25 protein-coding genes and 3 tRNA genes are annotated in these 24,008 nt (G+C 62.8%); 19 read left to right on the top strand and 9 right to left on the bottom strand.

All coding sequences use genetic code 11. The features are described 5' to 3' along the window. Nucleotides 1-93: 93 nt before the first annotated feature. The 6 genes from VIG32_00790 (at nt 94) to VIG32_00765 (ending at nt 6,324) form a co-directional block, all read left to right on the top strand. A complete protein-coding gene (locus VIG32_00790; protein HEY8296546.1) occupies nt 94-2,526 on the top strand; it encodes a hypothetical protein in 2,433 nt (810 codons plus the stop codon). A 2-nt stretch (nt 2,527-2,528) separates the two neighbouring features. After that, nucleotides 2,529-3,392: a sugar phosphate isomerase/epimerase family protein gene (locus VIG32_00785; protein HEY8296545.1), complete on the top strand. Its 864-nt coding sequence runs from the start codon at nt 2,529-2,531 to the stop codon at nt 3,390-3,392. Continuing rightward, entirely contained in the window at nt 3,389-4,060 is a 672-nt protein-coding gene (locus VIG32_00780; GenBank protein HEY8296544.1) for a cyclase family protein, read from the top strand. The genes VIG32_00785 and VIG32_00780 overlap by 4 nt, the downstream gene beginning before the upstream one ends. Nucleotides 4,061-4,064: 4 nt before the next feature. Further along, the gene (locus VIG32_00775) at nt 4,065-5,123 is read left to right on the top strand and encodes an aldose 1-epimerase family protein (GenBank protein HEY8296543.1); all 1,059 of its coding nucleotides are present in this window, start codon (nt 4,065-4,067) and stop codon (nt 5,121-5,123) included. 114 nt (nt 5,124-5,237) lie between these two features. Then, on the top strand, nt 5,238-5,768 hold the full coding sequence (locus VIG32_00770) for a ferritin-like domain-containing protein (GenBank protein ID HEY8296542.1): 531 nt from the start codon (nt 5,238-5,240) through the stop codon (nt 5,766-5,768). A gap of 88 nt (nt 5,769-5,856) precedes the next feature. Next, nucleotides 5,857-6,324 carry a hemerythrin domain-containing protein gene (locus VIG32_00765; protein HEY8296541.1) on the top strand — a complete coding sequence of 156 codons (468 nt, stop codon included), beginning with the start codon at nt 5,857-5,859 and terminating at the stop codon, nt 6,322-6,324. Here VIG32_00765 and VIG32_00760 read toward each other — a convergent pair whose 3' ends face one another. From VIG32_00760 to thrS, 3 genes are read right to left on the bottom strand one after another with little or no spacing between them, the layout of a single operon-like run. Continuing rightward, nucleotides 6,325-7,569, bottom strand: a complete 1,245-nt coding sequence (locus tag VIG32_00760; GenBank protein ID HEY8296540.1) for an MFS transporter — start codon at nt 7,567-7,569, stop codon at nt 6,325-6,327. Beyond that, on the bottom strand, nt 7,566-8,405 hold the full coding sequence (locus tag VIG32_00755; GenBank protein HEY8296539.1) for a hypothetical protein: 840 nt from the start codon (nt 8,403-8,405) through the stop codon (nt 7,566-7,568). The genes VIG32_00760 and VIG32_00755 overlap by 4 nt, the downstream gene beginning before the upstream one ends. Next, nucleotides 8,402-10,135 carry a threonine--tRNA ligase gene (gene thrS, locus VIG32_00750; GenBank protein ID HEY8296538.1) on the bottom strand — a complete coding sequence of 578 codons (1,734 nt, stop codon included), beginning with the start codon at nt 10,133-10,135 and terminating at the stop codon, nt 8,402-8,404. The genes VIG32_00755 and thrS overlap by 4 nt, the downstream gene beginning before the upstream one ends. Nucleotides 10,136-10,195: 60 nt before the next feature. On the opposite strand from thrS, the gene VIG32_00745 reads away from it, so the two are divergent. The 5 genes from VIG32_00745 to VIG32_00725 are packed head-to-tail and all read left to right on the top strand — an operon-like array spanning nt 10,196 to nt 14,933. Then, complete coding sequence (locus VIG32_00745; protein HEY8296537.1) at nt 10,196-11,038, top strand: YihY/virulence factor BrkB family protein; 843 nt, start codon at nt 10,196-10,198, stop codon at nt 11,036-11,038. 22 nt (nt 11,039-11,060) lie between these two features. Beyond that, the gene (locus VIG32_00740; protein ID HEY8296536.1) at nt 11,061-11,852 is read left to right on the top strand and encodes a YihY/virulence factor BrkB family protein; all 792 of its coding nucleotides are present in this window, start codon (nt 11,061-11,063) and stop codon (nt 11,850-11,852) included. After that, entirely contained in the window at nt 11,849-12,184 is a 336-nt protein-coding gene (locus tag VIG32_00735) for a hypothetical protein (GenBank protein ID HEY8296535.1), read from the top strand. Before VIG32_00740 ends, VIG32_00735 begins: the two co-directional genes overlap by 4 nt. Then, nucleotides 12,145-13,341, top strand: a complete 1,197-nt coding sequence (gene solA, locus VIG32_00730) for an N-methyl-L-tryptophan oxidase (GenBank protein HEY8296534.1) — start codon at nt 12,145-12,147, stop codon at nt 13,339-13,341. The genes VIG32_00735 and solA overlap by 40 nt, the downstream gene beginning before the upstream one ends. Next, complete coding sequence (locus VIG32_00725) at nt 13,338-14,933, top strand: peptide ABC transporter substrate-binding protein (protein ID HEY8296533.1); 1,596 nt, start codon at nt 13,338-13,340, stop codon at nt 14,931-14,933. The genes solA and VIG32_00725 overlap by 4 nt, the downstream gene beginning before the upstream one ends. 123 nt (nt 14,934-15,056) lie before the next feature. On the opposite strand, the gene senB is transcribed toward VIG32_00725, so the two are convergent. Continuing rightward, nucleotides 15,057-16,028, bottom strand: a complete 972-nt coding sequence (gene senB / locus VIG32_00720) for a selenoneine biosynthesis selenosugar synthase SenB (protein HEY8296532.1) — start codon at nt 16,026-16,028, stop codon at nt 15,057-15,059. 24 nt (nt 16,029-16,052) lie between these two features. Here senB and senA point away from each other — a divergent pair, with 24 nt between their 5' ends. Genes senA through selD form a run of 3 tightly spaced genes read left to right on the top strand, consistent with a single transcriptional unit; the run spans nt 16,053 to nt 19,509 of the window. Then, nucleotides 16,053-17,318 (top strand): selenoneine synthase SenA, encoded by a 1,266-nt coding sequence (gene senA / locus VIG32_00715; protein HEY8296531.1) that lies wholly within the window; start codon nt 16,053-16,055, stop codon nt 17,316-17,318. Nucleotides 17,319-17,326: 8 nt separating this feature from the next. Further along, nucleotides 17,327-18,460 (top strand): permease, encoded by a 1,134-nt coding sequence (locus tag VIG32_00710; protein HEY8296530.1) that lies wholly within the window; start codon nt 17,327-17,329, stop codon nt 18,458-18,460. A gap of 8 nt (nt 18,461-18,468) precedes the next feature. Then, nucleotides 18,469-19,509, top strand: coding sequence for a selenide, water dikinase SelD (gene selD, locus VIG32_00705; GenBank protein ID HEY8296529.1), 1,041 nt, complete (start codon nt 18,469-18,471; stop codon nt 19,507-19,509). A gap of 50 nt (nt 19,510-19,559) precedes the next feature. Here selD and VIG32_00700 read toward each other — a convergent pair. Beyond that, a tRNA-Val gene (locus tag VIG32_00700) sits at nt 19,560-19,634 on the bottom strand. A gap of 448 nt (nt 19,635-20,082) precedes the next feature. On the opposite strand from VIG32_00700, the gene VIG32_00695 reads away from it, so the two are divergent. Then, nucleotides 20,083-20,280 carry a hypothetical protein gene (locus tag VIG32_00695; GenBank protein HEY8296528.1) on the top strand — a complete coding sequence of 66 codons (198 nt, stop codon included), beginning with the start codon at nt 20,083-20,085 and terminating at the stop codon, nt 20,278-20,280. 6 nt (nt 20,281-20,286) lie between these two features. On the opposite strand, the gene VIG32_00690 is transcribed toward VIG32_00695, so the two are convergent. From VIG32_00690 to VIG32_00680, 3 genes are read right to left on the bottom strand one after another with little or no spacing between them, the layout of a single operon-like run. After that, nucleotides 20,287-21,339, bottom strand: coding sequence for a hypothetical protein (locus VIG32_00690; protein ID HEY8296527.1), 1,053 nt, complete (start codon nt 21,337-21,339; stop codon nt 20,287-20,289). Beyond that, complete coding sequence (locus tag VIG32_00685; protein ID HEY8296526.1) at nt 21,336-21,896, bottom strand: DUF488 domain-containing protein; 561 nt, start codon at nt 21,894-21,896, stop codon at nt 21,336-21,338. Before VIG32_00685 ends, VIG32_00690 begins: the two co-directional genes overlap by 4 nt. Beyond that, complete coding sequence (locus VIG32_00680; protein ID HEY8296525.1) at nt 21,865-22,278, bottom strand: acyl-CoA thioesterase; 414 nt, start codon at nt 22,276-22,278, stop codon at nt 21,865-21,867. Before VIG32_00680 ends, VIG32_00685 begins: the two co-directional genes overlap by 32 nt. Before the next feature lie 126 nt (nt 22,279-22,404). Here VIG32_00680 and VIG32_00675 point away from each other — a divergent pair. The 4 genes from VIG32_00675 to VIG32_00660 all read left to right on the top strand — a co-directional run bounded on the left by VIG32_00675 (nt 22,405) and on the right by VIG32_00660 (nt 23,598). Beyond that, a tRNA-Val gene (locus VIG32_00675) sits at nt 22,405-22,479 on the top strand. A 76-nt stretch (nt 22,480-22,555) separates the two neighbouring features. Beyond that, nucleotides 22,556-22,632 (top strand) — tRNA-Asp (locus VIG32_00670). 82 nt (nt 22,633-22,714) lie between these two features. Then, on the top strand, nt 22,715-22,927 hold the full coding sequence (locus tag VIG32_00665; GenBank protein HEY8296524.1) for a hypothetical protein: 213 nt from the start codon (nt 22,715-22,717) through the stop codon (nt 22,925-22,927). Nucleotides 22,928-22,950: 23 nt separating this feature from the next. Beyond that, complete coding sequence (locus VIG32_00660) at nt 22,951-23,598, top strand: TonB family protein (protein HEY8296523.1); 648 nt, start codon at nt 22,951-22,953, stop codon at nt 23,596-23,598. Nucleotides 23,599-23,626: 28 nt separating this feature from the next. Here VIG32_00660 and VIG32_00655 read toward each other — a convergent pair whose 3' ends face one another. Then, nucleotides 23,627-23,968 (bottom strand): tRNA-binding protein, encoded by a 342-nt coding sequence (locus VIG32_00655; GenBank protein HEY8296522.1) that lies wholly within the window; start codon nt 23,966-23,968, stop codon nt 23,627-23,629. Nucleotides 23,969-24,008 lie beyond the last annotated feature (40 nt).

Here is a 24,008-nt window from a genome sequence, read left to right as displayed (position 1 = left end):
ATGACAGAAGGCGAGGGTGCATTCAGTTGTTGTCATGCGTGAGGTTGTCGCGGGTGGGGGTGTTGAAGTGGAGTGCTGTTTTGGGAGTGTTGTGTGATTGCGAAGGTTAGTGGGTCGGGCGAGCGGATTTCGACGTATGAGATTTCCGACGGGCAGATGGCCGCGGGGAGCACGCTGGGCGCGCCCAAGGCGGTCGTGGTGCTCAAACCGACGGGGGCGATCGAGAAGTTCTACTCGCCCGATGCGGGACAAACGCTTATCGGTACGGTGGTGGTGCATCATTGGGACGCCCGCACGGGCATTCCGCTGCCGGCGTTGCCGGGTCAGTTCGTCATCCATCCGGATCATCAGGAACACGTATTCGAGTTGAGCAACGGGATCGTCGTTCGCGAGCGGGTGTTCGTGCTCAATGGGAAGCCGAAGGGCGCTAAGGTGGATCCTCCAGCCGCCTATTACGCGGTGGAAATGACGAACGACACGAGCGAGACGATCGAGATCGGCACCTATGCGTCGGCGCAGCTGCGCGGCGATACGAAGCACGATGTGGCGACGTCGTATAGTAAGGTGCATCGGGCTCTGGTTGCGTGGAATGCCTCGGCGCCGCAGGTCGTGCGGCTCTTCGGGTGCTCGGTCGAACCGGCAAGTTATGAGACGACGCTCGACAAGGGGAAACCCAGCGCGGCGGTCTTCCCGGGTAAGCTTTCCAACACGACCATCGGGAAGTCGTCGGATCCGATCGGGATCATTCATCTGACGCACCGCTTGAAACCGGGAACGAGCTCGAGATTCTACTACATCTTGAGTTTCTCGATTAAGGGACGCGCTTCGGCGTTGCGGACGTACGCGTCGGCGCCGACCGCCGAGCGGGCGCTCGCGCGAACGCGCGCCCACTACGACGAAATCCTCAATCGTGCGGTGGTCATCACGCCGGATCAAGACGTAAATCGCGGCGTATTGTGGGCTAAGGCCAACATGCTGCGAACCGAGGTGCTGTCGTTGACCGGCTGGTCGTTCGTGAACGACCCGACGCGATCGAATAATAGTGTGGGACGCGATACGGCGTGGTTTGCCTTCGGGTCTGACTATATCACTCCCGATTTTTCGCGCGACTCGCTGCTCTGGTATGCGGAGCATCTCGAGAAGAACGGAATGGTCGTTGAGTACTACGATATTCGCAATGGCAAGAGCGAGGACTACGGGCTCAATATCAACGACAACACGCCGCTTTTGATCCTCGCGCTCTGGCACCACTTCAACACGACGGGCGATCGCGTCTTTCTCAAGCGCGTCTACCCGGCCGCGCTGAAGGCTGCCAAGTACATCTTGTCGCAGCGCAACAAACAGGGCCTGGTATGGTGCACCGCGACCGGAACCTCCGACTGGGGAATTATCGGCTGGCGCAATGTGATCCAGGGCTACCGGCTCTCCGGTGCGACGACGGAGGTGAACTCGGAGTGCTACGCGGCGCTCAATACGATCTCGCACATGGCACGCGCTCTCGGGCGGCATAAGGAGAGCGCGGAGTTTCGCGCGCACGGCGAAGAGTTGCGCGAGGCGATCAACGCGCATCTACTCAATCGCGATACGGGGCTCTACTATCTCAACATCGATATCGAGGGCAACGCCTGCACCGACATCACGTCGGACTTGGTTTTCCCGGTCATCTATAACGTCGCCGACGCCGAAACCGCCGCGCACATCATCAGCCGCCTGAGCGTCCCCGAATTCTGGAGCGAGGCCGGAATTCATACCGTACCGCGCAACGATATCAACTACGGACCCACGCATGGCTACGGGCTGCTCGGCGGCGTGTGGGTCGGCGTCACGTTTTGGTACGCGTTCGCGGCCGCGCGTTTCAGCCCGGAGTTTATGGCTTACGCGCTCTCGTCGAGTTTCCGGCATTATTCGCAAGATCCGCGACGCAACAACACGGTGCCGGGCCAGTTCTCCGAATGGCTGCATGGCGAGACGCTCACCAATCAAGGGATGATGCTTTCGCCGTGGTTCCCGCCACGCTACCTGTGGGCCGCGATCGAAGGCGCGGGCGGCCTCGATCTCTCGGGCGGCTCCCCAAGCGTCAACCCGCGGCTAGCTCCCGATTGGCGCTGGCTGGGCGTTCGCAATCTGCCGCTCGGAGGCAAACACGTCACCTGGTTCGTCGTGCGAACCGGCGACTCTGTGAAGATGTACGCGAACTTCCGCTTCGATCAATCGATGCCGTACGAGGCATACGATACCGACGTATCGAGCAAGGTACATATTTCCGGCGACGCGGCATCGGCAATCGCGCTGCGTAAGGGCGAGCACGTCACCGTCTTTATCGGCAATACGGTCGATCGCACGATCACGATCGCCGTGAGTTTGAATCTAGAACTGCGCGGTTCGTATTCGGTTCGATCCTTCAACAGCCTACGAGGCGAATGGCTTGAGGACCGTTTGCTGGACATGGCGCAATTTCGCAAGGGCGTCGCCATCCAGCTCGATCGCAAGGGCTTTTGCGTGCTCGAACTTCGCCAGGAGATTTAGCCATGTCGAACGGACTGTCGCACTTTGGCGTGAGCGAGTTTACGACCTGGCCGTGGTCGTTCGAACGCGACGTCAAGCAATACGCGCACCACGAGATTGCCGCGATCGAAATCTGCGAGTTCAAATTGAACCAAAACGACTACGCGCCGCAACTGGCGTCGGTCGTTCCGGCGGGGCTGACCGTGAGTTCGGTCCAGTCGCAGGTCCACTCGATCTTCCCCGACAGCCTCGCACCGCAACCGACCTCGCCGGACGATCGCATTCGCCATATCAAGGACGCCATCGAACGGATCGCACCGCACGTGCCGGGGGGTACGCCGTTCGTCGTCATCACCGGCGCCGCCCCAGGTGGGAACGCGCTCGCCGTTTACGAGCGCTGTTTGAGCGCGTTTGACGAACTCGCGAGCTTCGCGCAAGAACGCGGCGTGCGCGTCGCGTTCGAGCCGCTCAATCCGGTGCTTTTCAATACCGATACCGCGCTCTGGGGGCTGGAGCGCGCGCTCGAACTCGTCGAACGAGTCGGCCACCCGGCGCTCGGTCTCTGCGTCGACACGTGGAATATTTTCGAAACGCCGAACCTCGACGACGTGATCGCTCGCTGCGGCGATCGGATCTTCATCGTTCAAGTGAGCGATTGGCACTTGCCGCGAAGCGGCGCCGATCGCCGCAATCTGCGCGAGGGGACGATCGACAACGCCTCGATCGTGCGGGCGATCCGGGCAACGGGCTACGATGGCTACTACGCGCTGGAGATTTTTTCGAGCGAGTCTCTGCCCGACTCGATCTGGCGATCGGATCTGGATGCGGTGCTCGCGAAGAACGCGCAAACGTTCGCCGCGATTTGGGAACGGAGCGAGCGCGAATGATGCAGGCGCCGCGGCGAATCTACGATCTAAGTCAGCCGGTCTACTCGAATTGTCCGCAGTATCCCGACGATAATCCGCGTCCGGCGCAAGTGAGACTGTTCTATATGCTGGCGGTGCAAGGCGTCAACAAAGAGATCGTCGAGATGAGCACGCACACGGGGACTCACTGCGACGCGCCCTATCACTTTTTCGAGGACGGGGAGACGATCGATCAGGTGCCGCTCGAAACCTACGTGGCGCGGGCGGCAATCTTCGACTTGCGTCACAAGCCGCCGGGCTCGGCAATCGAACGGGCGGATCTCGAGCCGTTGGCGGGCGTGCTGGAAACCGGGGACGTTGCGCTGCTCAATACCGGAAACGGGCGCCGCCGCGCCAACAGCGAGATCTTCCTGAAGCACTACGTTTGGCTGACCGGCGAGGCGGCGGAGTTTTTGATCGAACGCGGCGCCAAGGGCGTGGGAATCGACGCGGTCAGTCTCGGCGGCTACGGCGATCCGGGCAAATCCGGTCCGGCTCATAAGGCGATGCTCGGCAACGGGAAGTTCATCGTGGAGGAACTCTTCTTTCCCGATGAAGTTATGGATGGCGAGAAGCGCCTCTTCGTTGCGGCGCCGGTGAAGCTGCAGGGGTGCGGCGGGGCGTGGACGCGCGCGATGCTTTGGGAGTGAGCCCGTGAACCCGCGGGTGGGGCGCGCCGAGCAGCTTGGCGGCGTGACGGCCTTGCGATACGACGACGGCCCGGCTTGCGGAATGCGCGGTCTGCTCGTTCGCACGCGCACCGGCTTTGAGTTCGAGTGCGCACCCGATCGCGGGCTCGACATTCCTCGCGCGTATTTTCGTGGACTGTCGCTGGCATGGCAAGCGCCGGCGGGACTCGTGCCATCGGCGGTCTACGCTCCTAACGGCGACGATTTCGAACGCTCGTTTTTCGGCGGCCTCGTGACGACCTGCGGTCTTACGGCGTTTGGACCGGCGGGCGAAGATCGCTGGGGAAGATGGGGTCAGCACGGGCGCATCAATCATCTGGCCGCGGAAAACGTGGCGTACCGGGTGGTATCGAGCGACCAGCGTGAGTACGTGCAAATCGACGGCACCGTTCGCGAGGCGAGTCTTTTTGGAGAGACGCTGCGGCTCGATCGAACCTGGCGCATAGCGCTGGATTCGAGTGTCCTCGAATTGCACGATCGCATTACCAACGAAGGCGGAACAACGACCCCGCACATGCTGCTGTACCATTGCAACGCGGGATATCCGTTGCTCGACGACGCGACCCGCCTGCACGTGGCGCGAAGCGCGACGCATCCGCGCGACGACGTCGCGCGGCGCGCGATCGAGCTTTGGAATCGCGGCGGCCCTCCGGAGGCCGACTTCGCCGAGCAAGTCTTCATTCATCGGCCGGTCGCGCTCGACGGCGGTTTTTCGAGTGCCCTCTTTGCGAATTCCACGCTCGACGATGGACGCGGCCTCGCGCTGCGAATTCGGTACGACTCCCGCGTTCTGCCGGCGCTCTTTAGCTGGCGCATGCTCGGCGTGCGTCAGTATGTGATGGCACTGGAGCCCGCGAACTGCCCGACGATCGAGGGCCGTCGCGCGGCGGCCGAACGTTCGACGCTGCCGTTTTTAGAACCGGGCGAAACGCGCTCGTATCGTCTCGAGTTCGAAGTGCTCGCGGGCGACGAGGTCGCGCGCGCCGTTCGTGCGATCGATGCGGCCTCGACCGTAAGCGAGTAAACGCTTGAATCGTTCGCGCGAGAGCGGCGAAACGCTTGAATCCGCGGCGCGCGATGCGACGTTACCTGTGAAGAACTGTAGCACGCAATCAGGCGATGTCGAAGGAGAGTACACATGCAGGTTTCCCGTAAAAAACTTCTAGCGACCGGTACGGCACTCGGAGCCTTTGGGCCGCTCCTGCTGAGTCCGTTCATCGCATCGGCGGAGGCCGCGAGCGAAAGCGACGTCGCCGTATTAAATTCGGCGATCATGCTCGAACTCGCCGGAATCAAGGCCTATACCGCGGCCGCCGGGCTCGGCATTCTTTCGCCGCCGATCTTGGCCGTCGCGAAAGGCTTTTTGCAGGATCACATGGCGCACCGCGACGCGCTGAGCGGAGCGGTTAAGGCCGCCGGGGGCACGCCGACGACCGTTGCGACGCAGTTGACCTACCCGCCCTTGAAAACGGAAACCGATATTTTATCCTTCGCGGAAACGGTGGAGCGTGCGGCCGCCTCGGGTTACTTGGGGAATATCCCGAAATTTCAAGATCGCAATCTAGCCCGCTTGGCCGCGTCTATTCTCGGCGTCGAGACGACCCACGTCGCGATTTTGGATTACACGCTGAAGAAGAACACCGAACCCTATAACGATTTCGTCTCCTAAGCTTAAGGAAGCGTGCCCACGCCGGACGTTTGCTTCCGGCAAACGCGGGCAAGAAGTTGCTACACACTTTTGTCGGGAGAACGTTAACGTGGATGCAATAGCACTGCTCAAGGCAGACCACCGCAAGGTCGAAGAACTTTTCGCCCAGGTGCAAGAACTCGGCGAGAACGCGCACGTAGCGCGTCAGAAGCTCTTCAAACAGATCGATGAAGAGCTGACGATTCATTCGAAAATCGAAGAGACGATTTTTTATCCGGCCTTAAAAGCTAAGGCCGACGCCGACGAGGCCGCCGACGCCGAACAAGAAGTGCTCGAGGCATACGAAGAGCACGGCAACGTCAAGGGCATGATCAAAAAACTCGAAAGCACCGATCCGGGCGACGAAACGTATAATGCCAAACTGCAAGTGCTCGGCGAGCTCGTGAAGCATCACGTGCACGAAGAAGAGCACGAGATGTTCAAGGAAGCGCGCGAGCTTTTCGACAAGGCCGAACTAGAGCAGCTGGGCGAGCGCCTGGCAAAAGCAAAAGAACAGCTCAAGGCCGTTCCCGCCTAATTACTCCGTCGCGACCGAGGTAAAATCGGCGTCGCGACGTTCGGGCGTGACGAAGTACCCGATTCCCGTCATCACGATCACGGCGATGAAGATGACGACCATGAACGAGCCCAGCGCCGACGCGTAATTCGCGCCGCCGCTGGGCAGCGCGCGGCTCGCCGCCAGCGCTGCGAGGATCGTCGACGTACCGGACGCGATAAGATTGCCGATCTGATACGTAAATCCCGGGAACGTTCCGCGCGCTCCGGCCGGGGAGATTTCGTTGAGATGCGCCGGAATGATGCCCCACGCTCCTTGCACCATAAACTGCATCGCGAAACCGCCGAGCGCGAGCAAGGCGATCGTCTGGCTAAATGCCCACAGCGGAATCGCGAACAGGCCGAGAACGGCGCAGACCAAGATCGAGTTGCGCCGGCCGAAGCGTTGCGAGATCCAGCCGAAGAAGATGCCGCCCAAGATCGCACCGAGCGCGGCGATCACGTTGACCAACCCGACGTGCGCGGGATCGAAGTGGTGCTGCTTGGCTAGGAACGTTGGATAGAGATCCTGCGAACCGTGCGACATGAAATTAAACGTCGCCATGAATAGCACGGCGTAAACGAAGAGCACGCCGTAGCGTCGGATCGAAGCCCAGAGCAGACCCCTCGCCCGCGGCCGCGCATCGCGTTGCGCGGCGTTCGCGAGCCAGACGGGCGATTCGGGAACCTTCGAGCGAATGAAGAGGATCAGCAACGCGGGGATCACGCCGATGACGAACATTCCACGCCACCCGATGTGCACGTAGAGCAGTCCGAGTACGACGCTCGCGAGCAAATTGCCGACGGCATAGCCCTCTTGCAAAAGCCCCGAGAAGAGTCCGCGGCGCTGCGGCGGCAACGATTCCATCGCGAGAGCCGCGCCGAGCCCCCACTCGCCGCCCATCGCGATGCCGTACAGCGCGCGCAAAATGAGGAAGACCGTGAGGTTCGGTGCGAATGCGGTCAACAGTTCGATGAGGGAATAGATGCCGACGTCGATCATCAGCGGGACGCGGCGGCCGTACCGGTCGGCGAACCAGCCGAAGATCAGCGCGCCGACGGGCCGCAGTACGAGCGTGAGCGTAATGGCGATCGAGAGCTGCAGGATCGTGGCGCCGAAGCTGTCGGCGATGTGCGAGAGCACCACGATGACGAGGAAGTAATCGAACGCATCGAGGGTCCACCCGAGAAAACTCGCAACGAATGTGTTGCGTTGATCGCGAGTCACGGATGCGAACTGGGCATTGGCGAGGGACTCGCAGTAGCGGCGGGCTGATCGTCCCCATAGAGGACCAGCAGATAGCTCGTTCCCTTTGCGACGGTGAGTTTCGGGGGACGAAAGGCGAAGCTTAGCGTGCTGCCGGCGAGCGTCGATTTATCGAACGTATAGATCGGGCGATACGCCGTTTTCTTGTGCCGATTCTGCACGGCGAAGAGCTGCAGGGCAAACCCGCGACCGCTCAGTTGCTCCTTGGGCAGCGTGAACGATGCGACGGCGTTGCCGTCGAGCGCGAAGTCGGCCGAGGGGGTGAGCGTTACATCCATCAGCGCGACGGTCGCGAGCGAACCAGCGGGTACGTGCACCATGGCGGGCGCGTCTTTCGGGAGCGTCGCGAGCTTGAGCGTCATAGTCGGGCCGGAGGGCGTCGCCGTAGCCTCCGGCGATGCGCCGGATGCCGGCGACGGCGATGCCGCCGGAGTCGGCGACGGCGAAGGTGAGGGCGACGGTGACGCGGCGTGCGCGCCGCGGGTAGCGGCCGGCGCCGGGGTCGCGTCGGGAACGTTGAAGCGGAGCACGCACGTATAGCCGTCGAGCGCGGGGCATTGCAAGCCGTTGGTCGCGTCGGTTATCGGGACGACGGCGGTGTCGCCAGTCGATTTTACCGCCGTCGATTGCGCTGCCGGCGCGCCGGAGCCGACCGATTGCGGATACGGAAGCGGCGAACCGCCGCCGCCCGGCGGGAGAACGCTGCCGGGTACCGAGGTCCCCGTTCCGAAATTTCCGGAGCACGCCGCAAGTCCGAGGACCAACGCTGCGATGGCGGCGCGCGCGGTCACTTTCACGCCTTGCGATCCACTCGATCGCGCAGTTCGTCGGCAAACGCATCGATCGGAATCGTACGTTTCGCTTCGACGCCGCGTTCGTTGACGTTCACGCTGCCGTCGGCGGCCTCTTGTTTGCCGACGACCAAAATGTACGGCACTTTCTGCGTCTTCCAGTGGCGGATCTTGTACCCGAGTTTTTCGTTGCTCTCATCGACTTCGATACGAAGACCGCGAGCGCTCAACCGCGTGCGGACGTCGCGCGCGTAGTCGAGCTGGTGTTCGGATATCGGAGCGATGACCGCTTGCACGGGGGCTAGCCACGCGGGGAAGTTTCCACCGAAATGTTCGATCAAGATGCCGAAGAAGCGCTCCAGCGAACCGGCGAGAGCGCGGTGGATCATGACCGGCGTGTGATCGTTCCCGTCGTTCCCGCGATACTTCAAATCGAAGCGCTGCGGAAGCACGAAATCGACCTGCACCGTTCCGAGCTGCCACTTGCGGCCGATTGCGTCGCGCACGTTTATATCGAGCTTGGGTCCGTAGAACGCGCCGCCGCCTTCGTCGATGCTGTACGGCAGATTGCGGCTGGCGAGGGCCTTGCGAATGGCCTCTTCACCGATCGCGTCGGTTTCGGTTCTCGATTGCTGGTCGCGCGTCGAAAGAAAGTAGTCGAACGAGGCGAAGCCGAACGCGTCCATTAGGCGCAGCGCTTCATCGAGCGTCTGCTCGAATTCGCTCTGCAGCTGTTCCGCCGTGCAGAACAGATGCGCGTCGTCCTGGGTGAAACCGCGAACGCGCGTGAGACCGTGCAGCACGCCGCTGCGCTCGTAACGGTACACCGTTCCGAATTCGCTGAAGCGAATGGGCAGGTCGCGGTAGCTGCGCGGGTGGCTCTTGTAAATGAGGATGTGCCCGGGACAATTCATCGGTTTGAGGCGGAAGCGCTGCTCCTCGACCTCGAGCGGACCGAAAATCCCGTGCGCGTAGTTCTCGAGGTGTCCCGAGATTTCGTAGAGCTTCTCGCTCACGACGTGCGGTGTGACCACCGGTTGATAGCCGCGCTCCACGAGCCCTTCGCGAATGAACGACTCGATGATCCCGCGCACTACGGCGCCCTTGGGGTGCCAGAAGATCAGGCCGCCGCCGGCTTCCTCTTCGATCGAAAAGAGATCCAGTTCGGCGCCAAGCTTGCGATGGTCGCGCTTTTGCGCCTCTTCGAGAAATGTAAGGTAATCCTCGAGCTCGGCGCCGTCGTACCACGCGGTGCCGTAGATACGTTGGAGCATCGGATTGTGCTCGTCGCCGCGCCAGTAAGCACCCGCGACGCTCATTAATTTGAGCGCGCCGATCTCGCCCGTGGTATGGGCGTGGCCCCCGCGGCAGAGATCGGTGAACTCGCCGATCGTGTAGAGCGTAATCGGCATCCCGTCGGGAATCTCGCGTGCGAGTTCGACCTTATACGGGTTATTGCGAAAGCGCTCGAGCGCTTCGTCGCGCGTCACTTCGCGACCGGTCATCTCGAAATTTGCCGCGACGATCTCGTTCATGCGCTTTTCGATGCGCTCGAGATCCTCCGTCGAGAACGGCTCGCCTCGATCGAAATCGTAGTAGAACCCGTTTTCGATGGACGGGCCGATCGTCGGCTTGGCATCCGGGAAAAGGTCCGCAACCGCATAGGCCAGCACGTGCGCGGCCGTGTGGCGCAGGTCGGGCAGCGAGACTCGGCGTTGCTCCTGGTTGGGTATCACCCGCGCTTTTTAGCGGTCTGGGATGGAGTCGCCTTTTCAAAAGGTGGGAATAAGCGCGCAATGCTCCGCCGTTTAGCCTTGCTCGCGATCGCCATCGCTCTGGCCACATTTCGTGAGTGGCGCGTCCATCGATCCGGGGAGATGGCAGGGGCTTTGAGTTTCTTTGCCTCGATCGCGCTTGGCGCGTTGCTGCTCGTCGCTCTTTACGTTGCCGGAACGATTGCCGTTCCGGATCAGTTGCGCGATCAGACCCTGGTAAACGTCGGTCACTTTACGGGAAGCCAGAATGGCCACGCTCTTACGGCGCTGCTGCAGGCGGCGAAGGGCGCTTCGTGGATTCCACTCGTCGCCGGGACCGTGCTCTTCACGATCGCGGTTTTGGCCACCGCGATGCAATTGCAAGCCGCACTCAACTTCATCTGGGACGTGCACGATCCGAAGGAGGATCGAGCGGCCCGTAGCGTCGGGAAGAGCTTTCCCACGTTTCTTTTAATGTTCGCGCTCTCGCTCGTGCTATTGATCATCCTGCTGGTCGGTGCCGGACTCCATGCGCTTACGGTGTTTACTCACGCGTTACCGCTAGTGGTGGCGCTCTCGCTGCAGGTGGTAAACGTTGCCGGTAGCATCGTCGTGCTGACGCTGCTGTTCGTGGCGATGTTCGCGCGTTTGCCGCCCACGAAAATCCCGCGCCCGACGCTGTGGATCGGCTCGCTCGTTACAGCCATTATGTACGAGCGCGCCCAGTTTTTTCTCGCACTCTATCTGGGGAGCATCGACGTGCGTTCGCTCTACGCGATCGTCGGCATCGTGCTGGCCGTGCTCTTATGGCTCTATTACTCCGCCCAAGTGGTGCTGGTGGGAGCGAATTTCACCAAGGTTCTTGCAGAGCGGGCGGAGTCGTAATACGAACGGGTATAAGCTTCGCGTGCTCGATCTCCTCAAGCGTGCCGCCGCCGGGTGGAAGCGTCACAAAACGGCCCAGCTCGCTGCGGCCTTGGCCTACTATGCGGCGTTCTCTATCTCGCCGCTGCTCCTCGTCGTGTTGGCGATTGCCGGCCTGGTCTACGGTCACGCCGCCGCGCAGCATCGACTCGACGCGCAACTCGCGCCGATTCTCGGCGCCGGCGGGGCGAGCACGCTCGACGCTCTGCTGGTCTCCGCGTCGCATCCGCGCAGCGGAATCGTGGCTACCGTTGCCGGCGCCGTACTCTTGGCCTTAGGCGCGACGGGGCTGATCCTGCAACTTCAAGGTGCGCTCGATACGATTTGGGAGACTCCCGATCATCCGCAAGGCGTGATGGGCGCTCTAAAAACGCGGGCTCGGGCCGCTTTGATGGTGGCGGCGTTGGGAGTCGCGGCGCTCGTTAGCCTGGTGGCGGCCGGTGCCTTCGGCGGCTCGCAATACGTCGGCGTGCCGATCAACGTTCTCGCGCTGGCGGCGCTCTTCATCGTGACGTATAAAGTCCTTCCGCGCACGCGCGTTCGGTGGCGTAGCGCGATTGCGGGCGGATCGGCTTCGGCGATCGTTCTTACCGCCGGCGAAGCCGTGCTCGGTCTGTATTTCGCGCATTTTTCGCCGGCTTCGGCGTTTGGAGCCGCTGGCGGCTTCGTGCTGATCTTGCTCTGGGTCTACTACTCGGCGCAACTCAGCCTTTTCGGCGCCGAGATCACGCGCGCGCTGGAATTGGGTTATACTACGGGTACAGGAGTTCCATGATGAGGTACTTATCCGCGATGGCCGTCGTATTGGCCGGGATCGTGTCCGCGACGTCCGTTGCTAAGGCCGACGATAACGCACTCCTGCAGGCGCAACTCGACCAGCAGGCGAGCCAGTTACGCATGCAGCAGCAGCTAAACGCTCAGTCGCAATCGTTGAACGATCGGCAGCTGCGCCTGGAGACGCAGCAGGATCTGGGCCGCGTGCAGCTTCGTTATCAACTCGATTCGCAGAACGCCACGATGTCGCGGCTCCTGGAGCAGCAAGAACTTCAACTTCTCGATCTTCAGCGATCGACCAAACCGCTGCCGCCGAAACTTTTGAAGCCGTAGCGTACGACGTCGTCGTTCTCGGCCTGGGCGGCATGGGAAGTGCCGCCGCGGCTCATCTCGCAAGGCGCCGCAAGCGGGTGCTCGGCCTAGAGCAGTTCGACCTCGGACACGAGCTGGGCGCTTCCGCCGGCCGTACGCGCATCATCCGCAAAGCCTATTTCGAAGGCCCGCAGTACGTGCCGCTCCTCTTGCGCGCCTACGATCTTTGGCGCGAACTCGAAATACAAACGCAAACGATTCTCCTCGATCTCGTCGGCGTTTTGATGGTCGGCGCGGCGGGCGGTGCGATGCTCGAGGGCGTTCGTCTGAGCATGCAGCGTTATGGCGTGCGGATCGACGAACTCGGCAGGAACGATTTTGCGAAGCGCTTTCCGCAGGCGCGGTTGCGCTCGGGCGAAATCGCGTTGCTCGAACCCGATGCGGGCGTCGTGTTTCCCGAGGGCGGCATCGCGGCACACCAGCAAGCGGCGCGCCTCGCCGGCGCCGAACTGCGCGGCGGGGTGCGGGTAACCAGTTGGCGGCGAAGCAGCACCGGGACGATTCGCGTGGATCTGGCGGACGGCGAACGTATCGAGACGGAACAATTGGTTCTCTGTGCCGGGCCGTGGTTAGCGGAGGTTGCGGCGGAGCTGGAACTTCCGCTCGTCGTGCAGCGCAACGTGCAGATCTGGTTCGCGCCCGCGACCGGAGCGTTTGCGCGCGGACGGTTTCCGGCATTTTTTCTCGAGCGCGCGGGCCTGCCAAGGCCGCTCTATGGTTTCCCGGATTTGGGTGACGGCGTGAAAGCGGCGCTGCACGGCTACGGCGACTACACGACCGCGGCGTCGCTCGATCGCGACATCCACGAGGCAGATATCGCCGCGGTCAAATCGGCGTTGGATCCGTGGCTGCCGGGTGCGGCGCACGCCTTTCGTTCGGGCAAAGCCTGCATGTATGCGTTGACGCCCGACGAGCATTTCATCGTCGATCGCCATCCGCGCGATGCCGGGGTCGTGATCGCGGGCGGGTTCTCGGGGCACGGCTATAAGTTCGCTCCGGCGATCGGCGAGATCGTCGCCGATCTTGCCGACGGCAAGGCGCGCCCCGATAGCGCGTTTCTCGGTCTGGCGCGATTGGCGAAGCAGTTTGAAGGATCGCGGCGAAACGAGCCCCGATGATTCAGCTAACCAGACGCGCTCTTTCGATCGTGCCGCTGCTCGCAATGCTCGCGGCGTGCGGCGGCGGCGGAACGTCGCAGAACTCGGCTTCCGGCGGTGCTACGCTGCGCATTGCGGTCTCGCAAGATGCCAAGACGCTCGATCCGATTCTCGCCTCGAATACGGTGGATGTGTTTATCCAACGGTTTATGTTCGAGCCGCTGCTCTCGGCGGATCCGCGCGGAAACCCCGTGCCGATGCTCGCGGCGGCGGTGCCGTCGCGGACGAACGGCGGCGTCAGCGCCGACGGTCTAACCGTAACCTATCGCCTGCGAAAAAACGCGCGCTGGACCGACGGCGCGCCGGTCACGTCGAAAGACGTTCGATTCTCCTGGCAGGCGATTATGAATCCGAATAACAACGCGGTCTCGCGCCACGGGTACGACGACGTCGCGCGCATCGACACGCCCGACGACCGGACCGCGATCGTTCGTTTGAAGAAGCCGTTCGCTCCCTTCGTCAACACGTTCTTCGCCGAAAGCGATCAGCCGTACGCGATCGTGCCGGCACACGTGCTGGCCCGCTATCCGAACGTCAATCAGATTCCGTTCGACGCGCGACCGGAGGTTAGCGACGGACCCTTCCGATTCGATCGGTGGGACCACGGCGATCGGATCGTAATGACCGCGAACGACGGGTTCTTTATGGGCAAGCCCCACCTTCGCCGCATCGAAATCAAGGTGGTTCCCGACGAAAACACGTCGGTAAATCTGTTGCGCACGCGCGCGGTAGACTATATGTATCAGGCATCGATCGCGACCTACCCGGCGCTCAAGAGCGTTCCCGGAATTCGCCTCGTGTGGGACAACATGAACGGCTTCGAGGGCATGGTGTTCAATCTGCGCCGAAAGCCGCTCGACGATCCGCGCGTTCGCCTAGCGATAAAATACGCCATCGATAAACAGCAGCTGGTGCGCACGCTCACCTACGGACGCGAAAAACTCGCGACCGGAGATTTGCCGGACTGGATGTGGGCGTCCAACCGAACGCTCGAGCCATACCCCTACGATCCCGCGCGGGCGCGCGCGCTCTTACGCGGGGCAGGCGTGAAGACGCCCTTGAACCTCGTGATGGTCACCGAGACGGCGAACGTAACGCACAAGCGCGAGGCCGTACTGTTGCAGTCGATGCTTCGCAAGATCGGCATCGACGTTGAGGTGAAAACCTATCCGGGCGACTTGCTGTACGCCCCGGCGGGCGCCGGCGGCATCGTCAACGGCGGCAGCTTTGATATCGCCATTTGGCCGTGGTACGCCGGAATCGATCCGGACAACTCCTCGCAACTGACGTGCGCGAATATCCCGCCGCACGGCTATAACGAGGCTCGGTACTGCAATCCGGCGATGGAGGCGTTGCAGAATCGCGCGCTGACGCAATACGATCGCGCCGCGCGCGCGACCGCCTACCGCGGCATCGAGGCGCTCGTGGCGCGCGATAACCCGATCGTTCCGTTCTGGTGGCAGCGGCAGCAAGAAGCGCTCTCGGTCGATCTCAAAGGGTTCGCCCCGAATCCGGTAACCGAATCGTGGAACGCGTGGGAGTGGAGTCTCTAACGCTACATTGAGTGAGCACACGGCGGCCGTCCTTCGACAAGCTCAGGATGACAACGGGGGGTCGTCCTTCGACAAGCTCAGGATGACAATAGAGGGGTGGTGTTTTTTTTTGTCATGCTGAGATTAGCGGTTGCCGAGCGCGCGGCGCCAGGCGGCGAGCTCGTGCTCGAATGACACGAGGGGCGCGAGCCGGCGGCACGCGCTGCGAAGACGCTCGTAAAACGCGCGATCGGTGACGCAGCGCTTCAGTAACGCGGCGAGGGCGCGCGAGTCGCCGGTGGGATAGAGCCCGGGGTACGTGCGGCCGAGAATCCCCGTATTGCCGGCGATGCGCGATGCCAGGACCGGAATGCCGCAGGCGATCGCCTCGCACAGGGCGTTCGCGCCGCCCTCCATTCGCGAGGATAAAACCATGAGGTCGCTGCGCGCGAGCAGCCGCCGCGCTTGCGTGCGGCTGAGTTCGCCGCAGTAGCGATACCGCGGGTTGCGCAGCATCTCGGCGTGCGTGGCGCGTGCGAAACGCGGCGCGAGAATCCCGCCTGCCTGCGTTACCCGGACGAGCAGTTGCGGGTCCAGCAGCCGGAGCGCATACGCCGCGCGCATCGGGTCCTTTTCGTGGCGCAGGTGACCGAGCACGCAGACTTCGAACGGGCCGCCGGGGCGCCGAGGCGCCGGCTTGCCGGGTTCTGCCGACTGGACGATTGCACGCGCCTTCGAGCGGAGGATGCGCGGGAGTTTGGCGAGCCCTTCGGGCTGCAGCGTGACGAGAAGATCGGCGGCGTCGAGCGCCCGGCGGGCGAGCGCGCTATCGGCAATATCCCGATAGAGGTCGGTTCCCGTCAGCACCAGCACGAGCCGCCCTCGCGGAAAACGCTTGCGAAAGGCCAGGACGCTCGACGCGCTCTTGCGCGCGTGCAACCCGACGAGGCAATCGACGGGTTCTCCGTCATACGCGTTCGCGATGTGCGCGCGCCAGCCGAGGGCCCGAAAGATTCGCACGTAACGATCTGCCGTCACGGAGTTTCCAAGCGTCGATCCGCGCGGCGCCGGCGAGACGACGAGCAGCCGTTTCAGCACCGATTCGACCGTCGCCAAGAAGGGCGGGTGATGATGGACATAGTGGAAAGGACCCGCATCGGCGACTTGCGCGAAGCGCGCGAGCGAACGCGCGCGCTCGCCGCCGATCTGCGCGACGAGCAGTTCACCGTTCCCATGCTGGAAGGCATCAATCCCATCTTATGGGAGTTGGGACACATCGCCTACTTCGCCGAGTTTTGGATCGCGCGTCATCTCGGCGGCCGCGCTCCGCTCGTTGCCGGCGCCGACGCGCTCTACGATTCGGCGAAGGTCGCTCACGAGACGCGCTGGAGCCTGCCGCTGCCGTCGCGAGAGCAGACGTCCGCGTTCATGGATCGCGAACTCGCGCTGATTGCCGATCTCTGGGATTCCATCCGCGGCGAGCGAGCGGAGTATTTTTACCGGCTGGCGCTTTTTCACGAAGACATGCACGGTGAGGCTCTGGTCTATACGCGTCAAACGCTCGCATACGCGCAGCCGAGCGTTACGTGCCGGCCCATTCCAGCCGCTAATCCGCTAACCGGCGACGCTCGCATTCGGGGAGGGCGTTATACGATCGGCGCTCGTCCCGGCGACGGATTCGTGTTCGACAATGAGAAGTGGGCGCACGAGATCGAACTCGACGCATTTGAAATCGCGCGCGCGCCGGTAACCAACGCCGAATTCGCGGCGTTCGTTGAGGATGGCGGCTACTCGCAGCGCGGCTATTGGTCCGATTCGGGCTGGGCGTGGCGCGAGGCCGCGCGGGCCGCGCACCCCGTCTATTGGATTCCGCGCGCCGGCGGACGCGGCGCGGGCGCTTTCGATCGCCGGCACTTCGACCGCATACGAGCGCTGCGCGAGCACGAACCGGTTTGCCACGTCAACTTCTTCGAAGCCGAGGCCTACTGCGCGTGGGCCGGACGCCGGCTTCCGACGGAGGCCGAGTGGGAAGTCGCCGCCACGGGCGGAATGCATCGGCGTTATCCGTGGGGCGAAGATTTCGCCGGCGTTACGCGAGCCAACCTCGATCATTGGTTCGGCGACGTTTGCGATGTCGGTGCCTTCGAGGACGGAGAGAGTCCGACGGGCTGCCGGCAAATGCTCGGCAACGTCTGGGAATGGACGGGCAGCATTTTTGCGGCCTATCCGGGATTCGTTACCGACCCCTATAGGGAATACTCCGAACCGTGGTTCGGCACGCACCGGGTCTTACGCGGCGGTGCGTGGTCGACGCGCGAACGCTTGATCTCGACGCGCTGGCGAAATTTCTATCAGCCGCATCGACGCGATATCATCACCGGATTCCGCACTGTGAAGCAGACGTAGGAGCACCCGTGAATTTAACTGAGAACACGCTTGCCGAGACCGCACTCTCCGATTCGCCGCTCGGCGAACGGAGCGTCGGCCTCAATCGGCTCATCTTTGGCACGCTGCTCTTCGTTGCGATTGCCGTGATCGGTTTGCTCGCCGTGAAGTGGGCGCCGTACTGGCATAAAGCGCACGTGGCGGCAGCGACGCACAGCATCGGAAGTTCGATCATCAGCGGGAAGTCGGCGGTCAGTCCGGTCGCCGGAGTGGGCGCCGCCTGGGGATATGCCTTCGCATACTTCAAATCGGTTTGGCAAGCCGTGGTGCTAGCGCTGTTGCTCGGAGCGTGCGTGCAGGTCTTCGTGCCGCGCAAATGGCTGCTCAAACTGATCGGGTACAACGATTACCGCTCGACGGCGGTCGGCGGTGCGATCTCGCTTGCGGGCATGATGTGCACGTGCTGCACGGCCCCCATCGTGGTTGGGTTGCGCCGGCAGCGCGCCAACATGGGCGGTGCGTTAGCGTTCTTTCTGGGTAATCCCGTGCTCAATCCGGCGACGATCTTGTTCATCGGATTCGTTCTGGGCTGGCGGTTCGCGGCGTTGCGCATCGCCTTCGGCCTCGTGCTGGTCTTCGTGGTCGCTTGGCTGGCGAATCGCTATTTTAGCGACTCGTCCGTCGATTCGCCGAACGTGAATTTCGTGGCCTCGCTCGCGCCGATCGAAGAACCGGGCCGCACGCCGTTGCGCGTTGCGACGGCGTGGTTCAAAGAACTCTGGGTAGAGATCTATACGATCTTGCCGGGCTATATTGCGATCGTTCTGATCTTGGGCGCCGTTCGCGCATGGCTCTTCCCGCCCGGGTTGACGCTCCACGCCGCGGGCTTTGGTGCGATCGCGCTGCTTTCGGCAATCGGAACGCTCTTCGTGATTCCGACCGCGGGCGAAGTGCCGATCGTCCAAACGTTGATGCATGCCGGGATGAGCACGGGGCCGGCGACGGCGCTGCTCATGACGCTGCCGGCGATCAGCCTGCCGTCGCTATTTATCGTGCGTAACGTGTTCCCCAAACGCGTCTTGGGGTTCGTTACGGCGGGCGTATTCGTGGTGGGCATCGTGGCCGGGCTCGTTGCAATGTTTACGATTCACCACCTCGCATAGGGAGTCACATGACCAAAGCGGATATCCTTCGGCTCACGCATCTTTCCAGTTGCGCCGGTTGAGCCTCCAAAATGGACGCGGGCGTCCTCGCGCAAGTCTTGCGCGATTTGCCACCGATCGACGATCCAAACGTGCTCGTCGGTACCAGTACGGCCGATGATGCCGGAGTCTATCGCCTGACCGACGAGCTCGCGCTCGTGCAGACGGTCGATTTCTTCACGCCCATCGTCGACGATCCGCGCACGTTCGGGCGGATTGCCGCCGCCAACGCGCTCTCGGATGTCTACGCCATGGGCGGCCGGCCGGTGACCGCCTTGGCGATCGCCGCCTTTCCCGAAAATCTTGATCCGTCAATTTTGGGCGCCATTCTGGCCGGCGGTGCCGAGAAAGCTGCCGAGGCGGGGATCCACGTCATCGGGGGCCATACGATTAAGGACGACGAGCCGAAATACGGCCTCTCGGTTACGGGCGTCGTTCACCCGGATCGCATCGTTCGCAACGATTCGGGGCGCGCCGGCGACGTGCTCGTGCTTACGAAACCGCTGGGAACCGGCATATTAACGACCGCCCGGCGTCGCGACTTGATCGACGAGGCGGCACTGGAACCGGCCATCGCCTCGATGGCGGCGCTCAATCGCCTGGCGGGCGAAGCGATGGTGGCCTGCGGCGCGCACGCCGCCACCGATATCACCGGCTTCGGATTGATCGGACACCTGCGCGAAATGACCGGCGACAAGCTCGGGGCACGGATCGATTCCGGCGCCGTCCCGATCTTCGAGCGCGCCCTAGAACTCGCGCGCGAGGGTGCCGCACCGGGCGGCACGCGCAACAACTTCGAGAACGCGCTGGCGAACGGCGTGCTCTTTGAGGACGCGATCGAGCCCGCCTTGCGCCTGCTCCTGTGCGACGCGCAGACATCGGGCGGCCTGCTCATCGCCATCGCACCGGACCAGGCGGGCGTGCTGCTCGAACGCCTGAGCTCGCAAGGCGTCGATGCCCGCCGCATCGGAGAACTCACCGCCGGCGGTGCGCTCGAAATTCGCGCCTAGACGCAATAAAAAGGAACGAAGCTCCGAGCGATCGGGCTTCGTTCCTGAAATGGTGGGCGGTGCAAGGATTGAACTTGCGACCCCTACAGTGTCAATGTAGTGCTCTCCCACTGAGCTAACCGCCCGTATGTGACCCGGCCGAGTATAGCAAAGCCCCCCGGCGCCGTCAACGCCGTAGGGCGCCGACGATGCTGCGACGTTTGTTTGACAAGCGGAAAAACCGCGTGTTACAGTAGGAAAACATTTTGCGTGCTCGCACGCTATTTGAGAAAGGAGAAGACGTATGACTGCATCGCGTATTCGCAAGCAACCCGTCGGGATTACCCGAATGACGGCTGGGTTTTGGCTCGTCGTCTCTCCGGTTTGCCCGAATAGTGGGTTCGATTCACGCGGATCTCGGCTCTTAGTAGACGGTTTTACGTAACGCGCTCGTTCGCGTAACCACCGAAGACTAGAGAGCCTCCGCGAATCGCCGGAGGTTTTTTCATTCACTCGCCCTTCGCCGACGCACGTGCGTGATGTCGTGTATTTCGTATTGCATCGTCGAGGGCACCGTTCGCACTTGGAGGCGTCATGGACCACTGGATCTCATCCGAGACCCACCAACGCCGCGAAGAGCTGTACTCGTACGCGTCACGCGCCCGCATCGTCCGCCTCGCGGAGAGCGGCCGAAGTACCAGCTTCCGCGGTCGAATCGCCGACGGCGCTCAAGCCATGAGCGACCTGTTGGCACACGTCGCGCAGACCGTGCGTGAAAAACGAGAGGCCTAAGAACGTTCACGTTGCCGGCGACCGGTGGCGTAGGAGCGCGAGCACGGAAGTTTCCTCGGGCAGCAGGCCCGTGGTCTTGCGCGAACGCGCTCCGAGATCTAGCCGACCGTCCTCGAGGTACGCATCGAGGACGGCCGGATGCACGTAGCACTTGCGGCAAACGGCCGGCGTGTTGCCCAGACGCAGCGCGACGTCTTTGATGGCCGATACGACGCGCACCTTGCGTTCGGCGGCGTCCTCGGCGGCCTCGGCGTTGGCGAGCAGCATCGCGCAGGTAACGGTGCCGACCCACGTGCGAAAATCTTTCGCGGAAAATTCGTCGCCGGATATTTCGCGAATGTAGTCGTTGACATCGGAGGAGTCGATCGCGTGCGGCGCTCCCTCATCGTCGACGTAACTAAACAGGTCCTGTCCGGGCAAATCTTGGCATTGGCGCACGATTCGTGCGAGCCGTCGATCGTGCAGGTGGATCGCGTGACGCACGCCGCTCTTGCCGCGAAACGAGAAACGCACCGTTTCGCCGCTCACCTTCGCGTGGCGATTTTCAAATGTCGTCAGGCCGTAGGATTGGTTGTCCTTGGCGTACTCTTCGTTGCCGACGCGTATGAGCGTGCTTTCGAGCAACTGCACGACCGCTGCCAGCACTTTCTCGCGCGGTAAGCCGTGCTTGCGCAGATCTTCGTCGACGCGGTTGCGGATTTTCGGCAGCGCGCGTGCGAACGCGATCATCCGCTCGTACTTGGTTGCGTCGCGAACTTCGCGCCAGCGTTTATGATAGCGGTATTGCTTGCGCCCGCGAGCGTCGCGACCGGTGGCCTGCAAATGCCCGTTCGCGATCGGGCAGATCCAGACGTCTGCATACGCCGGCGGAATCGCAAGCGCGCGTATGCGCGCGATCTCGGCATCGTCGGCGAGCGGCGTCCCGTCGGGTCGCGAGAATTGGAAGTGGCCGCCCCGCAGCCGCCGGGTGATGCCCGGCATCGTATCGGTGACGTAGCGCAGCCCGGCCGCCTTAGCGGCGGCGAGGGCATCGTCGTTCGCCTCGACCGGAGCGCTCACGCCACCTCTTGGTCGTAGCGCAGATGGTCGCCGACCCTCCGAACGCCGTCCGTCGGGACGTGCGGGTGCGCCTTACCATCCGCGCTCAGGTGCGCGATCTCGACCCCGTGGAGCAGCACGGCCGCGTCGGCGATGAGGCGCCGATGACACCGCCACCACAGCGTTTCGCTGCACATGATCGCCGTTCGCTGGCGGGCGGCCGTTTCGAGCAGCAGAGCGAGCGCGTCGCGAAAGCGATCGGTCTCCATGTAGTCGGCGTACCCGCGGAAGGATGGGTGGCGAAGCGCCGTATTGAGCGAATCGGGTTGGGCCTTCCGAAAGCCGCCGAGTTCGGCAGCCCACGTATAGGTCGCCCCAGTCTCGCTCGGTACCCAGAGTTCCATCTGCTCGCGCCACACGTGGGGATGGCGGCGGCTCTTGGGGACGCTGCGCACGTCGACGAGCCGAGCGATCTGCGCCGCCCGTATTCTCGCAGCCAAGTCCTCTTGGGAGGCGGTTCCGTGACCGAGCGTGAGGAGTTCCACCTCACCTATATATCCGTTGCGGCCCCCGTTCATACGTGGCGATCGCATCGCGCCACATTTGCGGAACCGGTATGGAGACGTTCTCGACGAAATTGAAGGCGACGACGGTGGTGATGCCGTGGGCCGCACGCTTGCCGTGCGTCTCACTCCAGACTTCGTAGTAGAAGTCGAACGATTTGGTGCCGATGCGCGGAATTCGGCACCCGATCGCGATTTGCTCGCGATAGGTGAGCTGCCGCTCGTACGTAAAGTCGATCGTCGCCTGAATCATTCCGAGGGCGCTGTGGATGTCGCCATGCATCACCTGCGCGAAATACTCCGAGCGCATGGTCTCGGCCCAGCGAATATAGGCAACGTTGTTGACGTGGCGGAGCATGTCGATATCCGCGAAGGGCACTTGGAAGCGAGAGATCAAGGGAAAGTCTTCTAGCATGCGGCGATCTTTCGACAGAGTATGCGTGAAGGCGAGCAAGGCGCTTTACAGCCGAACGCGAGTAGGGTAAGATGGGCCGGTTCGCAAAGATGGCGGCCCGTACGGTATGGGCGCGTAGCTCAGTGGGAGAGCATCCGCTTCACACGCGGGGGGTCGTTGGTTCAATCCCAACCGTGCCCACCATTTTTTGCGGTGCGAGCTTCGGCTCGCAGGGTCCGGCCGGTCAAACTTCTAATAGGGGTCGCCGGTCCCGGCGTACGACGCTGTAGCTCAGTTGGTTAGAGCGCCGCCCTGTCACGGCGGAGGTCATGGGTTCGAGCCCCACCAGCGTCGCCACTTTTCCCGGGTTTGCTAACGGCGGATCCGGATGCGGAAAGCCCCCGAGAAATCGGGGGGCTTTCGTTTTTCTGGGTCGATCGTGCGGCACGACGCGGACTCGCTCGACTTTCTCGGAGCGATCGGGGCGGGGCAGACGATCGATCAAACAATTGCGCCAAACGCGTTGCGGAATTGCATCGCATTCTCGACGAGCTGCAAGGAGCAACGTTCGAAGGCGCCGCTATGTGACGAGCGGCACGGCGCGCACGCGCGCGTCACGAGCGTACCGCGCGAGCGGTTGTTGCAGGTATGAAGCGCACATCGAATTCGCGTGTCTTGCAGATTGCGATTGCCGTCTCGATCGCGCTGCATCTGCTGATCTTGCCCTTCGTTCCCGTTAAAGAGGCGAAGGCTGCGCCCGAGCAACCGCCGGCAACGCTGCGCATCGTTCACATCGCCGTCGTACCGAAACCGACGCCGCGTCCAACGCCGCCCCCGAAACTCGCGAAAGCGCATCGGCCGAGTCCGCATGCCGTTGCAATTCATGCGGTGCGTCTTGCATCGCATCTGGGGCGACCGGCCGCGCGCGGCCCGCAACGCCCGCCGATCGGTCCGGTGACGACGGGGTTCCCGAGCGCGCCGCCGGGCAGTATCGTGGTCGGCACCGCGGCACCGGCGGTAGCGACTCCAACGCCGAAGCCGGCGTGTACCGCGCCCGACGTTCCGGCGAAAACGATTGCGCCGGTAGCGCCCGAGATTCCGCAGCTCGCGAGTGAGGAAGGCCTAACCGGAACGACCGAAGTCGAGGTGCACCTGTCGGCGAGCGGCGCCGTGCTCGACGCATCGGTCTACCGTTCGAGCGGGTCGATGCTGCTCGATCGCGCCGCGATCGGCGCGGCGCGCGCGTCGAGCTATTCCCCCGAACAACGTGCGTGCCGCAACATTCCGGGTTCGTATCTGTTTTCGGCGCAATTCGATAACTAACGGGCGAGAGCGACGAGCACGCGACGCGCTAGTACAAACGCACGCCGTTTTCGACCGGCAGCTGTGGGCGCGTCAACACGACCGCGCCGTCGGCATCGGGCACGCCGAGCACGAGTACCTCGCTCGAAAACCCGGCGATGCGGCGCGTCGGAAAGTTGACTACGCCGAGTACCTGCGTCCCGAGTAGCGTTTCGGGCGTGTAGTGAACCACAAGCTGCGCGCTCGATCGCTTGATGCCGATCTCCGGCCCGAAATCGACCGTTAGCTTGTACGCGGGTTTGCGCGCTTGCGGGAACGGCTCGGCTGCGACAATTGTCCCGACCCGGACATCGAGAATAGCAAATGCTTCGAGTGCATTCGGTTCGCTCATGAAAATCCGGGTTGGAGCGACAAGGGGCGGAAGCCTGCGC

It is taken from the genome of Candidatus Baltobacteraceae bacterium (genome assembly GCA_036559195.1).
GTDB lineage: Bacteria > Vulcanimicrobiota > Vulcanimicrobiia > Vulcanimicrobiales > Vulcanimicrobiaceae > JALYTZ01.
Note: the sequence above shows the minus strand (reverse complement) of the source record. Positions and strands in the feature narration are given on the sequence as shown.